14 protein-coding genes are annotated in these 14,264 nt (G+C 73.0%); 5 read left to right on the top strand and 9 right to left on the bottom strand.

The window, feature by feature from the left end:
- Positions 1 to 57: 57 nt before the first annotated feature.
- Positions 58 to 1,257, top strand: coding sequence for a cyclic dehypoxanthinyl futalosine synthase (gene mqnC, locus ACIP5M_RS26595; RefSeq protein WP_401201413.1), 1,200 nt, complete (start codon positions 58 to 60; stop codon positions 1,255 to 1,257).
- Positions 1,257 to 1,901 carry an imidazolonepropionase-like domain-containing protein gene (locus tag ACIP5M_RS26590; protein ID WP_401201411.1) on the top strand — a complete coding sequence of 215 codons (645 nt, stop codon included), beginning with the start codon at positions 1,257 to 1,259 and terminating at the stop codon, positions 1,899 to 1,901. Before mqnC ends, ACIP5M_RS26590 begins: the two co-directional genes overlap by 1 nt.
- Here the strand turns inward: ACIP5M_RS26590 and ACIP5M_RS26585 are convergent.
- Both ACIP5M_RS26585 and ACIP5M_RS26580 read right to left on the bottom strand, forming a co-directional pair.
- A complete protein-coding gene (locus ACIP5M_RS26585) occupies positions 1,867 to 2,163 on the bottom strand; it encodes a response regulator transcription factor (protein ID WP_401201409.1) in 297 nt (98 codons plus the stop codon). The two genes, ACIP5M_RS26590 and ACIP5M_RS26585, sit on opposite strands and share 35 nt — an antisense overlap.
- 53 nt (positions 2,164 to 2,216) lie before the next feature.
- Positions 2,217 to 3,158: a DUF3152 domain-containing protein gene (locus ACIP5M_RS26580; protein WP_401201407.1), complete on the bottom strand. Its 942-nt coding sequence runs from the start codon at positions 3,156 to 3,158 to the stop codon at positions 2,217 to 2,219.
- A 276-nt stretch (positions 3,159 to 3,434) separates the two neighbouring features.
- Between ACIP5M_RS26580 and ACIP5M_RS26575 the strand changes: the two genes are divergently transcribed.
- Positions 3,435 to 4,127, top strand: coding sequence for a demethylmenaquinone methyltransferase (locus ACIP5M_RS26575; RefSeq protein ID WP_401201405.1), 693 nt, complete (start codon positions 3,435 to 3,437; stop codon positions 4,125 to 4,127).
- Positions 4,128 to 4,133: 6 nt separating this feature from the next.
- On the top strand, positions 4,134 to 5,045 hold the full coding sequence (locus ACIP5M_RS26570) for a glutaminase (RefSeq protein WP_401201404.1): 912 nt from the start codon (positions 4,134 to 4,136) through the stop codon (positions 5,043 to 5,045).
- Between the two features lie 1,738 nt (positions 5,046 to 6,783).
- Here the strand turns inward: ACIP5M_RS26570 and ACIP5M_RS26565 are convergent.
- Positions 6,784 to 7,314 (bottom strand): GNAT family N-acetyltransferase, encoded by a 531-nt coding sequence (locus ACIP5M_RS26565; RefSeq protein WP_401201403.1) that lies wholly within the window; start codon positions 7,312 to 7,314, stop codon positions 6,784 to 6,786.
- 105 nt (positions 7,315 to 7,419) lie between these two features.
- On the opposite strand from ACIP5M_RS26565, the gene ACIP5M_RS26560 reads away from it, so the two are divergent.
- Entirely contained in the window at positions 7,420 to 8,703 is a 1,284-nt protein-coding gene (locus ACIP5M_RS26560; RefSeq protein ID WP_401201401.1) for a geranylgeranyl reductase family protein, read from the top strand.
- A gap of 57 nt (positions 8,704 to 8,760) precedes the next feature.
- Here the strand turns inward: ACIP5M_RS26560 and ACIP5M_RS26555 are convergent, their stop codons facing one another.
- From ACIP5M_RS26555 to ACIP5M_RS26530, 6 genes are all read right to left on the bottom strand, one after another.
- Positions 8,761 to 9,084, bottom strand: coding sequence for a hypothetical protein (locus tag ACIP5M_RS26555; protein ID WP_401201400.1), 324 nt, complete (start codon positions 9,082 to 9,084; stop codon positions 8,761 to 8,763).
- A gap of 51 nt (positions 9,085 to 9,135) precedes the next feature.
- Positions 9,136 to 10,353, bottom strand: a complete 1,218-nt coding sequence (locus ACIP5M_RS26550; protein WP_401201398.1) for an ABC transporter permease — start codon at positions 10,351 to 10,353, stop codon at positions 9,136 to 9,138.
- Entirely contained in the window at positions 10,350 to 11,096 is a 747-nt protein-coding gene (locus tag ACIP5M_RS26545) for an ABC transporter ATP-binding protein (protein ID WP_401201397.1), read from the bottom strand. The genes ACIP5M_RS26550 and ACIP5M_RS26545 overlap by 4 nt, the downstream gene beginning before the upstream one ends.
- Positions 11,093 to 12,763, bottom strand: coding sequence for a peptidoglycan-binding protein (locus ACIP5M_RS26540; RefSeq protein WP_401201396.1), 1,671 nt, complete (start codon positions 12,761 to 12,763; stop codon positions 11,093 to 11,095). The genes ACIP5M_RS26545 and ACIP5M_RS26540 overlap by 4 nt, the downstream gene beginning before the upstream one ends.
- Complete coding sequence (locus tag ACIP5M_RS26535; protein ID WP_401201394.1) at positions 12,760 to 13,248, bottom strand: hypothetical protein; 489 nt, start codon at positions 13,246 to 13,248, stop codon at positions 12,760 to 12,762. Before ACIP5M_RS26535 ends, ACIP5M_RS26540 begins: the two co-directional genes overlap by 4 nt.
- 361 nt (positions 13,249 to 13,609) lie before the next feature.
- Positions 13,610 to 14,038, bottom strand: a complete 429-nt coding sequence (locus tag ACIP5M_RS26530; protein ID WP_401201392.1) for a hypothetical protein — start codon at positions 14,036 to 14,038, stop codon at positions 13,610 to 13,612.
- Positions 14,039 to 14,264: the final 226 nt, after the last annotated feature.

Raw genomic sequence — 14,264 nt, 5'->3', positions numbered from 1 at the left:
CCTGGCGTAGGCTGGATCGGTCCGGACCTTGACACACCGCCGAAGGGTGACGCACCGGTGACCGACCAGGCCGCTCTCCAGTCAGTCCTCGACCGCGCCGCCGCAGGAGGCCGGATCACCAAGGAAGAGGCGCTCGACCTCTACCGCCACGCACCCCTGCACGCCCTCGGCCAGGCCGCCGACGCGGTGCGCCGCCGCCGCTACGCCGGCACCGAGCACATCGCCACGTACATCATCGAGCGGAACATCAACTACACGAACGTGTGCGTCACGGCGTGCAAGTTCTGCGCCTTCTACGCGGCCCCCAAGGACACGAAGAAGGGCTGGTCCCGCGACCTCGACGACATCCTGCGCCGCTGCGCGGAGACCGTGGAGCTCGGCGGCACGCAGGTCATGTTCCAGGGCGGGCACCACCCGGACTACGGCGTCGAGTACTACGAGCACCACTTCTCCGCCATCAAGAAGGCGTTCCCGCAGCTGGTCATCCACTCCCTCGGCGCCTCCGAGGTCGAGCACATGGCCCGCATCTCGGGCGTCTCGGCGGAGGAGGCCATCAAGCGCATCCACGCGGCCGGTCTCGACTCCTTCGCCGGCGCCGGCGCCGAACTGCTGCCGGAGCGCCCGCGCAAGGCGATCGCCCCGCTCAAGGAGTCCGGGGAGCGCTGGCTGGAGATCATGGAGATCGCCCACAAGCTGGGCGTGGAGTCCACCTCCACCATGCTGATGGGCACAGGCGAGACCAACGCCGAGCGCATCGAGCACATCGCCATGATCCGGGACACGCAGGACCGTACGGGCGGCTTCCGCGCCTTCATCCCGTACACCTACCAGCCCGAGAACAACCACCTCAAGGGCCGCACCCAGGCGACGATCTTCGAGTACCTGCGCATGATCGCGATCGCGCGCCTCTTCCTCGACAACATCGCGCACATCCAGGGCTCCTGGCTGACCGTCGGCAAGGAAGCCGGCCAGCTCTCGCTGCACTACGGGGCGGACGACCTCGGCTCGATCATGCTGGAGGAGAACGTCGTCTCCTCGGCCGGTGCCAAGCACCGCTCCAACCGCCAGGAGATCATCGACCTCATCCGCAAGGCGGGCCGCACCCCGGCGCAGCGCGCGACCACCTACGAGCACCTGCTCGTGCACGACGACCCGGCGAACGACCCCGTCGACGACCGCGTGGTCTCGCACATCTCCTCCACCGCCATCGAGGGCGGCACCGCGCACCCCGAGCTGAAGCTCATCGCGACGAACTGATGCGCACGCTCCACACCGCCGAACTCCTCGTCCCGGGAGCGGGTTGCGAGCCGCTGCCGGACGGCGCGGTCCTGGTCGAGGGCGACCGGATCGCGGAGGCCGGCCCCTTCGCGGAACTCGCCGAGCGGCACCCGCACGCGCGGGCCCGCCGCTGGCCCGGGGTCCTCACCCCGGGGCTGCTGGTGCACGGCGGTGATGCCCTGCTGGAGCGGACGTACTACCCCGACGACCCGTACGAGGTCACCGAGCTCGGCGCCGACCCGATCAGCGGGGAGGCCGAGCTGGAGGCGCTGAAGATCACCGAGGCGCGGTGGGGCCACAGCGCCCGGCGGGGCACCCAGAAGCTCCTCGCCCGCGGCGTGGTGGCGGTCACCGGCCGCTTCACGGTCCCGGCGGTCCGCACGGCGGTGGTCCGCTCGGGCCTCACCGTCCTGCCCCCGGCGGCCTCGGCGCCGCCGCCCTCCCTGGACCCCTTCGCCGGGCGGGACGCGGCCGAGCAGGCCTTCTACGGGGTCCTGGAACCGGGCGCCCCGGCGCGCTTCGCGGTTTTCGCGGCGCAGGACGTGCAGGCGCTGCCGGCGCGGGGCGCGACCAGCTGCGTGGCCACCGTCATCGGGGGGCGGCTGCTGCACCGCCGCCGCTGACGGTGACGTCCTGGCGGGCGAGGGCGGCGAGCAGGCAGGCCTGGAGGCGGCTGATACCGCCCAGCTTGGCCCGTATGTTGACCACGTGGAACTTGACCGTGCTGACGGACAGTTGCAGCTCGGCGGCCAGTTCGGCGTTGGAGGCCCCGGTGGCCAGGCACAGGAACACCGCGGACTCCTGCTCGGTGAGCTGGGCCTGCTGCGGCACCTGCGCGTCGTAGGAGGGGAACCACGCGGGGATGCTGAAGCTGACGACGCGCACGGTTTCCACTCCTCGGCCCCCGGCCGGCCCATCCGGTGGGCCGGCTCTCCCGGTTAGGGGACGAGCGGACCGGACAGATAAGTTCCGTTCGCGTCGAACGGCCAGGCGTTCGCCTTGCAGCCGAGCAACCCCTTGATCTGCTGCATCATCGCGGGCGCGGGCTTGCCCGGGCCGGGGCAGGTCTCGTGGTCGCGGCCTATCTCGTGCCCGACCTCGTGGTTGACGATCAGCGCCCGGTACTCCTCCACCGGCCCGCTGAACTGCGGCGACCCCTCCTGCCAGCGCTTGAGGTTGACCACGACGGTGTGCCCCGCACGGCAGTTGGTCTCGCCGATCAGCTCGGGGGTGACCACCTCGCACAGGCGGTCGGTGGTCGTGGGCGTCGCGATCTTCACGGTGAAGTCCACCGGCTGGCCCGGTCCCGCGAGCTGGAAGGCGTACGCCGGGTCCCTGGTCCAGCCGCGCGGGTCCCCGAGAATCGCCTCGACGGCGTGGGCGGCGGAGTCCGGGTCCACCCCGCTGCCCTCCTCCACCTCGATCCGCCAGCGGCGCACGGTCCCCTTGCCCTGGGCGCTGCCGGAGGCGGCGGAGGCCTTGAAGGTGCCGGGCCCGGAGACCGGGACGGGTGCGGCGGGCGTCCCGGAGCCGCCGGGGGAGGGGGTGGGCGAGCCGTGGCCCGGCGGGGTGGGCGCGGCGGCCGAACGGGCCGGAGCGGGCGACCGCTTGCCGCCCTGGGGCGCGGCGTCGGAGCCCTCCGGGGGCCGCCCCTCCTGCGGCCGGTCCGGCTGGACCGCCGTCCGGCCGTCCGCGGCGGTGGCGGTCTCGTCCCCCGGCGCCAGCGCGTACGCGGTCGCCGAGACGGCGGCGAGCGCCACCGAGCCGAGGATGATCGTGCGCCGCAGCCGCTTGCGCCGCTCGGCCCGGCGCCGGGCGCGCGGACTGAGACGGGAGCGGCCGGTGGAATGGCCTGCCGGCATCGTGAGCCCTCTGTTCATGGCGGCCGCCACGGATCCGGCTGGTCAGGCGCGTGATCCGGCGGGTGACCGTCACCGGGCCGCACCCGCCCAGTCAACGCGGCCGGGCGCCCGTGAGGCAACTGTCCTTCGGGCCAGTACCTCGCCGCCGGTTCCTCGCCGCCGGGCCGGTACGCGGGGCCGGCGGGGCGGCCTGAGAGGATGGGCCCGTACTCCGCCAGACCTGCCAGATCCACCAGACCCGCCAGATCCACCGAATCCGCCAGATCCGGATCGCACACCGAGGGGCGAACGCCAGTGACCCGCGCTTCCCTGGACAAGCAGCCGCACGAAGTCGCCTCCATGTTCGACGGCGTCGCCGCGAACTACGACCTCACCAACGACGTGCTCTCCCTGGGCCAGGCCCGGCTCTGGCGCAAGGAGGTCGCCAAGGCGGTCGGCGCGCGCCCCGGACAGCACGTCCTCGACCTCGCCGCGGGGACCGCGACCTCCTCGCTGCCCTTCGCCGCCACCGGCGCGTACGTCGTCCCCTGCGACTTCTCCCTCGGCATGCTGCGGGAGGGCAAGCGCAAGCACCCCTGGCTGCCGCTGACGGCCGGTGACGCGACGAAGCTGCCCTTCAAGGACGACGTCTTCGACACCGTGACGATCTCCTTCGGGCTGCGCAACGTCCAGGACACCGACGCCGCCCTGCGCGAGCTGTACCGGGTGACCAAGCCCGGCGGCCAGGTCGTCATCTGCGAGTTCTCGCAGCCCACCTGGGCCCCCTTCCGGACCGTGTACACCGAGTACCTGATGCGGGCCCTGCCGCCCGTGGCCCGCGCGGTCTCCTCCAACCCCGACGCGTACGTGTACCTCGCCGAGTCCATCCGCGCGTGGCCGGACCAGCCCGCGCTGGCCGCGCTGCTCCAGAAGGCCGGCTGGGGCAAGGTTGCCTGGCGCAACCTGAGCGGCGGCATCGTGGCGCTGCACCGCGGCACGAAGCAGTAGCCCGAGGTGGACTACCAAACGCTGCTGGAGCAGGTCGCCGAGGACATCGCCCCGCTGATCGGAAGCGGCACGCCCGCCGAGTACATCCCGGCGCTCGCGTCCGTGGAACCGCGGCGGTTCGGGATGGCCCTCGCCGACCTCGACGGCAACGTCTTCGGGGTCGGGGACTGGCGGGTCCCCTTCTCCACCCAGTCCATCACCAAGGTCTTCGCGTTGGCGCTCGCGCTGGCGGAGGGCGGGAACAGCCTGTGGGAGCGGGTGGGGCGGGAGCCCTCCGGCAACCCGTTCAACTCCCTCGTACAGCTGGAGTACGAGAACGGCATCCCGCGCAATCCGTTCATCAACGCGGGGGCGCTCGTCGTCACCGACCGGCTCCAGACGCTGACGGGCGACGCGAGCAGCGAGGTGCTGCGGTTCCTGCGGGAGGAGAGCGGCAATCCGGACGTCGGCTTCGACGCCGAGGTCGCGGCCTCCGAGCACGAGCACGGCGACCGGAACGCCGCCGTCGCCCACTTCATGGCCTCGTACGGCAACATCGACAACCCGGTGCCGGCGCTGCTGGACCACTACTTCTGGCAGTGCTCGATCGAGATGAGCTGCGAGGACCTGGCGCGCGCGGCCCGTTTCCTGTCGCGGCACGGGCTGCGGGCGGACGGGTCGCGGCTGCTGACGCGGAGCGAGGCGAAGCAGATCAACGCGGTGATGCTGACGTGCGGGACGTACGACGCGGCGGGCGAATTCGCCTACCGCGTCGGCCTGCCGGGCAAGAGCGGGGTCGGCGGCGGCATCGTGGCGGTCGTCCCGGGCCAGTGCACCCTGGCGGTCTGGAGCCCCGGCCTGGACCCCCAGGGCAACTCGGTCGCTGGCGTGGCGGCCCTGGACCGCTTCACGACCCTGACGGGCCTGTCGGTGTTCTAGGGGGTGGGGGTTCCGGCAGGGGCGGGGGCGGGGGTTACGGTTCCCCGCGCGCGTGTACGGTTCCACGCGCGGGCGGGACTTCTCCCCCCTCGGGCCCCGTCCGCCGGACGGTGGCTGCCCACCCACCCCCTTGGCTGCGGGCCGGGACCCGGGTGGCGGGACCCCGGCGTACGGCGGTGGGGACCGGGGCGGGGCGGGAAGCGCGGACGTCGGCCGGACGGACACCGGAGCGTGCGGGGTGGCTTCGGGGGGCGGTAGCCGACGGTGCGGAACCAGTGAGGGTTTGGGGGTTTCCCGTCGCTCTCATCGTCTCTCCGGTTCGGGCCGGTCCCTCAAGGGCGCTCCCTGCGGTCGCGTCGCTTCGCGATGGCCTGCGGCCACCCTTGACCGACCGACCCGAACCGGAAAGTCGAAGAGCAACGGGAACCCCCCAAAAGAACGGTCCACGGGTCCCATGTCCTTCTACGGGCCCGCCAGCGATGCATTGGGCCCGCTCCGCCAAGTAAGCGAAGGCCCACCCGCAGGCCGGGCAGGGCCTGGGGCAGGGGCATCGGGCCCACCTCGGCCCGGCGGGAGCCATAGGAAGACATCTCCCGGGCCGGGGGCGGCTCTACCTGCACGAAACAGCGGCGAGAAGCCCCTCCGGTGCTCCCGGGCGCGTCAGATCGCTACGCGCTCCTCACGGCTTGGCGTCCGGCGCCCGTCTGGGGCTGGGCATAAGCCGCCATGGACCGCTACGTGGTTGAGGTGGCCTGGCGGCGATCAGGCCGCCTGGGTGGGACATAAGCCGCCCACGAAGGGTGGGTAGACGGGCTTCGCGTGCGCCTGCGGGCCCATCGGGTGGTCGGCAAGCGCCCTGAAGGAGCCTGACAGCGGATTCATCAACCTCACACTCCGCCAGGACGCTTGCCGCCCCTCACCCCATTACCAAATAGCCACAAACTACCTGCTGTCGCCGTCTTGGGGTTGCTTGGAGCGATCTTGGGCGGCTTATGTCCAGCCCCAGACGGCTGGCGGACGCCGTCGGCGAGGAACACGTAGCGATTTGTGGCGGCTTATGCCCAGCCCCAGGCGGGCGGCGGACGCCGTGGGCGAGGAGCGCGTAGCGATTTGACGCGTGCCCGGCTTCGGAGGGGCTTCTCGCCGCTGTTTCGTGCAGGTAGAGCCGCCCCCGGCCCGGGAGATGTCTTCCTATGGCTCCCGCCGGGCCGAGGTGGGCCCGATGCCCCTGCCCCAGGCCCTGCCCGGCCTGCGGGTGGGCCTTCGCTTACTTGGCGGAGCGGGCCCAATGCATCGCTGGCGGGCCCGTAGAAGGACGTGGGACCCGTGGACCGTTCTTTTGGGGGGGTTCCCGTTGCTCTTCGACTTTCCGGTTCGGGTCGGTCGGTCAAGGGTGGCCGCAGGCCATCGCGAAGCGACGCGACCGCAGGGAGCGCCCTTGAGGGACCGGCCCGAACCGGAGAGACGATGAGAGCGACGGGAAACCCCCAACCCTCACCGATTCCGAGTATTTGGGTCCCGCCCCCCGAAGCCACCCCGCACGGTCCGGTGTCCGTCCGGCCGGCTTCCACGCTTCCCGCACCGCCCCGGTCCCCACCGCCGTACGCCGGGGTCCCGCCACCCGGGTCCCGGCCCGCAGCCAAGGGGGCGGGTGGGCAGCCACCCTCAGGCGGCCGGAGCCCGAGGGGGAGAAGTCCCGCCCGCGCGTGGACCCCTACCCCCCCGCCCCCCCCGCCCCTCACCCCCGCGCGAGCGTCAGTTCGTAGCGGCGGCCGTGGCGGCGGCCGCCCGGGAGGGGGAAGCGGTCGGCCAGGGTCATGCCGAGTCGCTCCGCCACCGCGATCGAACGGGCATTGGCGTCGTCGATCATCGCCACCACCTCCGGGACCCCGGCCTCCCGGACCCGTTCGAGCGTGGCCAGCGCAGCGGCGTACGCGTAGCCCCGCCCCCACGCCGCCCGGCCCAGCCGCCACCCGATCTCGATCTCGCCGACCGGCCCCCACGCCTTCTCCCGGGGCCACGGCTGGGCGCCGGTGAAGCCGAGCACCGTGCCCTCCGCGTCCATCAGCGTCCACAGGCAGTAGCCGAGCTGCGCGTCGTGCATGCGCTGGCGGGCCGTTATCTCCTCGTACACGGACGGTTCGGCCGGGCCGCCGAGGAACTCCATGACCTCGGGGTCGTCGAAGACGCGGTGCCAGGCGCGCGCGTCCTCGTCGGTGGGCACGCGGAGCCGTACGACGGGAAGCGGCCGGGTCGGCGAGGTGGTCATCGGGGCAGCCCTTCGGATCGTGATCTCTCTCGCTGCATAGACTGCACATGTCCGGTGCCCTTGGGCACCCTTTATCGAGTTATCGAGCCCTCGGGAGAACCCGCCGTGACCGAGCCCCTCTCCGAACACTCCGCGGACGTGATCGTCGTCGGGGCCGGGCCCGCCGGCTCGACCACCGCGTACTACCTCGCCAAGGCCGGGCTGGACGTCCTGCTCCTGGAGAAGACGGCCTTCCCCCGCGAGAAGGTCTGCGGTGACGGCCTGACGCCCCGCGCCACCAAGCAGCTGGTGGCCATGGGCATCGACATCTCGGAAGAGGCCGGCTGGCTCCGGAACAAGGGCCTGCGCATCATCGGCGGCGGACAGCGGCTCCAGCTGGACTGGCCGGAACTCGCCTCCTACCCGGACTACGGACTCGTCCGCAAGCGCGACGACTTCGACGAGACCCTCGCCCGCCAGGCCCAGAAGGCCGGCGCCCGGCTCTACGAGCGCTGCAACGTGGGAGAGCCCGTACGCGACCCGCGGACCGGCCACATCACCGGCGTGCAGGCGAAGCTCGGCGAGGAGAAGACCCCGGTCACCTTCAGCGCCCCGCTCGTGGTCGCCGCCGACGGCAACTCCTCCCGGCTGTCCCTCGCGATGGGCCTGCACCGGCGCGAGGACCGCCCGATGGGCGTCGCCGTCCGCACGTACTTCACCTCGCCCCGCCACGACGACGACTACCTGGAGTCCTGGCTGGAGCTGTGGGACCGGCGCGGCCCCCAGGACCGGCTGCTGCCCGGCTACGGCTGGATCTTTGGCATGGGCGACGGCACCTCCAACGTCGGCCTCGGCATCCTCAACTCCTCCTCCGCCTTCAAGGAGCTGGACTGGCGCGAGGTCCTCAAGGCCTGGTGCGCGTCCATGCCGGAGGACTGGGGCTACACCCCCGAGAACATGACCCAGCCGATCCGCGGCGCGGCCCTGCCGATGGCCTTCAACCGGCAGCCGCACTACACCAAGGGCCTGCTGCTGGTGGGTGACGCGGGCGGCCTGGTCAACCCGTTCAACGGCGAGGGCATCGCCTACGCGATGGAGTCCGGCCAGATCGCCGCCGACGTCATCGTGCAGGCCCACGCCCGGGCCACCCCGGCACAGCGCGAACTGGCCCTGCACAACTACCCGAAGGTCCTCAAGGAGACCTACGGCGGCTACTACACGCTGGGCCGTGCCTTCGTGAAGCTGATCGGCAACCCGAAGGTCATGAAGATCGCCACCCAGCGCGGCCTGTCCCACCCGGTGCTGATGCGCTTCACGCTGAAGATGCTGGCCAACCTGACCGACCCGACGGGCGGCGACGCGATGGACCGCATCATCAACGGCCTGTCGAAGGTGGCTCCCCGAGCGTGACGGCTCAACGCCGGGCCGCGGACCGAGAGGCCGCGGCCCGGCGTACGGCGGATCGAGTCACGAGGCACCCGTGTCCGTCGAGGCCGGAGGACACCCCTGGTCCGCCGGGCGGGCGGGGGTGGGGGCTTCCCCGGGGCTGGTCGGTTCGGGGGCCGGGGTGTGGACCCTGCGCACGCAGCGCGTCATCAGGGCCAGACCGCACACCAGCAGTACCGCCGAGGCGGTCCAGCCGAGGCCCAGCGCGAGCGGGTGGCCCGGCTTCTGCCAGGGGCGGGCGGTGGTCAGCAGCCAGCCGCCGACCGACAGGAGGCACAGCCCGAGCGCGGCCGGAACGGCGGTCGAACCGCCGGTGCCGTGGTGCTCGTACGGCTCGGTGCTCACGGACCACCACCTCCAGGGCGGGCTGCGGTCTGACGGTCAGGCACGCAGCCGCTATCTTCGCAGGGCCTCGGCCGGTTCGACACGGGCTGCCCGCCAGGCGGGATGGAGCCCGGCCAGCAGCCCGGTGAGCAGGCCGGCGAGCGGGGCCGCGGCGACGGTGGCGGGATGGATCACCGGGGTCCAGTCGCGGGCGAGGGAGACGGCGACCACGGTCAACTCGCCCACGGAGGTGCCGACCAGGCCGCCGAGCGCGCCCAGCGTCGCGGACTCGGTGAGGAACTGGGCGGAGATGTGCCGGCCGCGTGCGCCCAGGGCCCGGCGCAGCCCGATTTCGGCGGTCCGCTCCAGCACCGCGACCAGGGTGGTGTTCGCGATCCCGACGGCGCCGATGACCAGGCAGATCCCGGCGAGGAGGAGGAACAGGGCGCTCAGGTCGGAGGTCACCCCGGAGCGGAGCGTCCGCGGATCGGGGGGCGGTACGGCCTTGAGGTACTCGGGGTGGTCGGGGCGCAGCGCGAGCGGGGCGAGGTCGGCGATCTGGCGGGCGGCGCCGAGCTCCGTGGCGATCAGCATGCTCGCGGCCCCCGGCGGGGGCGGCCCCCAGAGCTCCTCGGCGGTGGCCCGCGGCACGAGCACGGACAGCAGGTTCTCCGGCTTGCGCTCGACGTCGGCGATGATGCCGGCGACGGTGAAGGGCTCCTCGCCGATGTAGAGGGCGGGCCGAGTGGCCAGGGTGGTGATGCCGAGCCGCTCGGCGACGCCGCTGCCGATGAGCACCACGCGGCCACGGCTCCGCTCGGCGAAGTGGTCGTACAGCCGCCCCTCCTGGAGGGTGGGCACGAGCGCGGTGACGGCCCCGGGGGAGGCGGCGACGACGGTGATGCCGGTGGCGGCGTTGCCGCCGCCCGCGGGCAGGGCGCCGACCGTCGTCCTCGAGTCCAGCCGTACGGTCCACATGACCCCGGCGCTGCGGATGCCCGCGACCTCGCGCAGCCGCTGTTCGGCGTCGGCCGGGAAGCCGGGCCCGGCGAACTCGTTCTGCCGGCCGGCGATGTCCTCGACGGTCACCTCGGTGGCGGTGAGGACGTTGAACCGGCCGTCGATCTGCGAGGAGATGGTGGCGGTCAGGCCGAGGACGGCCACGAAACTGCCGACCCCGAGCACCGTCCCGAGCGCGGTGAGCACGGCCCGGCCGGGGCGGCGCAGCATGCCGGCGACGGCCTCGGCCACGGCGTCGCGCAGCGACAGGCGGGTGGGGTCCACCCTCATGCGGCCACCTCCTCGCGCAGCCGGCCGTCGTGGACGGTGAGGGTCCGGCGGCCCCGTGCGGCGACCCCGGGGTCGTGGGTGATCACCATGACGGTCATCCCCGCGGCGTGCAGTTCGTCCAGCAGGGCCAGTACGGAGGCGGCGTTCGCGGAGTCCAGGTTGCCGGTCGGCTCGTCGCACAGCAGCAGCGAGGGCCGGCCGACGAGGGCGCGCGCGATGGCCACGCGCTGGCGCTCGCCCCCGGAGAGGCGGCCGGGAACGGCGGTCTCCCGGTGGCCGAGGCCGACCTGTTCGAGGGCCGCGCGGGCCCGCGCGAGGCGCTCCGCGCGGGGGACCGAGGTGTAGAGCAGGGCGAGGGCGACGTTCTCCAGGGCGGAGCGGTGGGGCAGGAGGTGGAAGGACTGGAAGACGAAGCCGATGCGGCGGCCGCGCAGGGCGGTCCGGTCGCGGTCGGGGAGTCCGGCGGTGTCGATGCCGTCGAGGAGGTAGCGGCCGGAGGTGGGGGAGTCGAGGAGCCCGGCGACGTTCAGGAAGGTGGACTTCCCGGAGCCGGAGGGGCCGACGATGGTGACGAACTCGCCGCGCATGACGGTTAGTTCGCAGGGCTTGAGGGCCTCTACGGGGGGCGGCCCGGGATAGGTGAGCGCGACCCCGCGGAACTCCATGACGGGGGCGTCGGGGGGAGCGGGGACGGCGGGTCCGGGGCGGGGGCGGGGGCGGAGGCGGGGGAACGGGAGCCTCATCTGGCGGTCGCCTTGCCGCCGGTCGGCTTCTCGCCGGTCTCCTTCTCGCCGGTTGCCTTCCGGGCGGAGCCGATGACGACCCGGGTGCCGGCGGCGAGGGCGTCGGCCTGGACCGGCGTCACGGCCACGAAGCCGTCACCGCTGGTGCCGGTGCGCACCTCGATGCGCCGCTGCGTGCCGTCGCCGGCCACGGCGGTGACGACCGTACGGCCGTCCGCGCCGGCGGACACGGCGGTGACCGGGACGACCAGGGCCTCGCCGTCGGTGGAGGCGGATTCGATGGTCAGCCGTACGTCCTGCCCGGCGAACGCGGCGGGCAGCGGCTGGTCGGCGCGGACCACCATCCGGTAGCCGAGATCGGTGCCGCCGCCCTTGCCCTGGTTGCCGCCCTGGCCGCCGGCCCCCTGGGCGTGCGGGTCGGGCTGCTGTCCGGCCGGTGCGCCGGACGACCGCTCGGTGGCGACCAGCGCGACCTTCCCGCGGACGTCGGTGCCGGCGACCTCGGAGGAGACCGTCACCGCCATGCCGGCGCGCAGCAGCTGCCTCTTGTCGTCCTTGAGGTAGGCCTCGACGACGAGTTCCCCGGCGGACAGCGTGAGCACCGCCCCGGAGACCGGGCCGCCGACGCGGCCGCCGACCCCGCCGACCCGGGCGGGGAAGGCCCCGAGGAACACGGTCTCGGCGGCGGGCAGCATCGGCCCGTCGGCGGCCTCGGCCGCGGCCAGCCGGGCCCGCGCGTCGGCGAGCGCCTGGCGGGCGCGGGTGAGGGCCCGCCCGGAATCGCCGGAGCCACCGTCAGCGCCGCCGCCTCCGGCGGCCTTCCCGCCGTCGGCGGCCGGCCCGGGGGTGGGCTGCGCGCCGTCGGCGGCCGGACCGGCGCCCGGCTTGCCCCCGGCCGTCGCGCCGATGCCGGGTGAGGCGCTCGCGCCGCCCGACCCCGCGCCCGCGGCGATCCGGCCCGCGCCGGAGCCCTCGGCATCCTCGAGGGCCCATTCCGCCGACCGTACGGCTTCGCGCGCGGCCTTGAGGCCCTCCCCGCCGTCCGCCACCGCGGGCAGCGGGTCGTAGCCGAGGGCCCGGTAGCGGGCGGTGAGCGCGGCCTTGGTGCCGGGGCCGAAGAAGCCCCTGCGGTCGGAGCCGGTGCCGTGCCCGAGCTCCCGTAGGGCCTGCTGCACCTGCGCGACGTCGTCGCCGGTGGCACCCGGCTTCAGGTCCCGGTAGACCGGCAGGGTCCCCTTGAGGGCGAACACGGGCCGCCCGGACACCTCGGCCAGCAGCTGCCCGGCGGCGACCGCGTCCCCCGCCTTGAGTGGCAGCTTGGTCACGACGGGCGTCCCCGCGCCTTCACCGGAGCGGGGCTGCGGGGAGACCTCGACGCTCTGGTCGGCGACCACCGTCCCCCGCATCACCACGGTCTGCGCGAGCACCCGCCGCTCGACCTCCGCGGTCAGCGGCCCCTGCGCCGGCGGCCCGGTCTCCGCGGCCACCTGCGCGGGCGACTTCACCACCGCGGTGGCCAGCAGTCCCCCGAGCGCCATCAACGCGGCCCCACCGACCACCCCGAGCACCACCCGCCGCCCCCGCGCGAGCCCGCCGCCGTCCGCCCCGGCGGCCACCGGCTCCTCGGCGTCCCGTACGTCCTCCACGACGTCCCGCAGCTCACTCATCCGCCGAGCTCGCCGTCGGCGCGGCCCTTCGCCTGCCGGCACTTGCGGACCGCGTCGGTGTGCTTGGTCCTGAGCTCGGCCGCCTGCTCCGAGGTCACGGCACCGTCGGGATACGTGCCGGTCGCCGGATCGGGATCCGGGTACCAGGAGACGCCCTCGGCGCGCAGGCACCTGGCCTCCTCACGGGCGGCGGCCAGCACCCCGGGGTCGACCTCCCCGGGGGAGTCCTGCGGAGGAACCTTGTCCTTGCACGCCTCCTGGGCCGCGGGAAGGTTCTTGATCGCGGACGGCTCGTCCTTGTCCACGCGGGGCGCGCCGTAGTCGGTGCGGGTGAGCTTGACCCCGTGCTCCTTGAGGCAGTCGTAGTAGGCGATCTCCGCCGCGCTGGGCGGGGGACTGTCGCCGGCCTTGGGCTCGCCGTCGCCCGAACAGGCGGTGAGCGCGACGGAGGCGGCGAAGAACAGGGCGGTGGCGTGCTTGCGCATGCTGGCGCTTCCCTCGGTATGAGGATGGATGAGGGCGCCGCAGAGCGAGAGGGCGTGCGAACGCGAATCGTGATCCTAGAGAGTGATCCACGGAGGTTCAACCCCCGTCCCAATGAGCTGTTTTGACGAACCGTAGGCTGGAATCATTCCTCGTGGCGGATGTCGACTCGGCTTGAATTCCGCTTGACCCGAGGAGACAGAGGGCGGTGCTGTCTCTTTCCACGGTGGGGAATGTGCGAATGAACAGGAACCCAGGGCCGTGAATGCCTCGGCCGACTCCCGCCCGGGTCGTCCGAGCACCCTGCCTCACGCACTCCCGACCCCGGCCCCTTCGGCCGGGGCGAGTCCGCTCCCGGTCCGCTCAGCGGTCCCCTCGGCACTTCCGCAGAGCCTCCACGTGGTCGCGTTTGAGCGAGGCCCATTCCTCGAGCGTGTTCTTGGTCTGGTCGATCTCTGCAGTGATCGGGTCCGGGTCCGGATACCAGGAGACACCCTCGGCCCGGAGGCAGGCGGACTCCTTCCGTGCGGCGGCGAGCCGCTCGGCGCCGGCCTGCTGTGGCTTGGGGGGCGGCGGCTGCAGGGACGCGCAGGCCTTGTGAGCCTCTTCGTTCCACGGCTTGTCCTTGTTCTCGCGCGGTGCCCCGTAGTCCGTGTAGACGATCTCCACGCCCTGCTTCTTCAGGCAGTCGTAGTAGGCGATCTCCTCGGCGGTGGGCGGCGGGCTGTCGCTCGACCTGGGTTCGTTGTCACCGCCGCCGCATCCCGTCAGTGAAATGCACAGGAGAAGCATCGGGGCCAAATTCCGTACTTGCACGACGGGGTTCCCTTGTGGCGATGGAAGGCGATGGAAATGGAATGTGCGCATCCGCGTGAGGAGGAGGTGCGCCGCCAGATAGTAAGTAGGGGCAGCCGGTCGGTACAAGTTACCTGTCGGGAAACAGAAATGACTGTCCATCAGGTGAGAAAAATCATTGCTCCGGAACATGGAGGGACTGTTGGATCCCCGCCAGGCGGAA

Source organism: Streptomyces sp. NPDC088762 (genome assembly GCF_044750905.1).
In the GTDB taxonomy this organism is placed as follows: domain Bacteria; phylum Actinomycetota; class Actinomycetes; order Streptomycetales; family Streptomycetaceae; genus Streptomyces.
The sequence above is the reverse complement of the archived record's forward strand: the minus strand, read 5'-3'. Positions and strand labels throughout refer to the sequence as shown.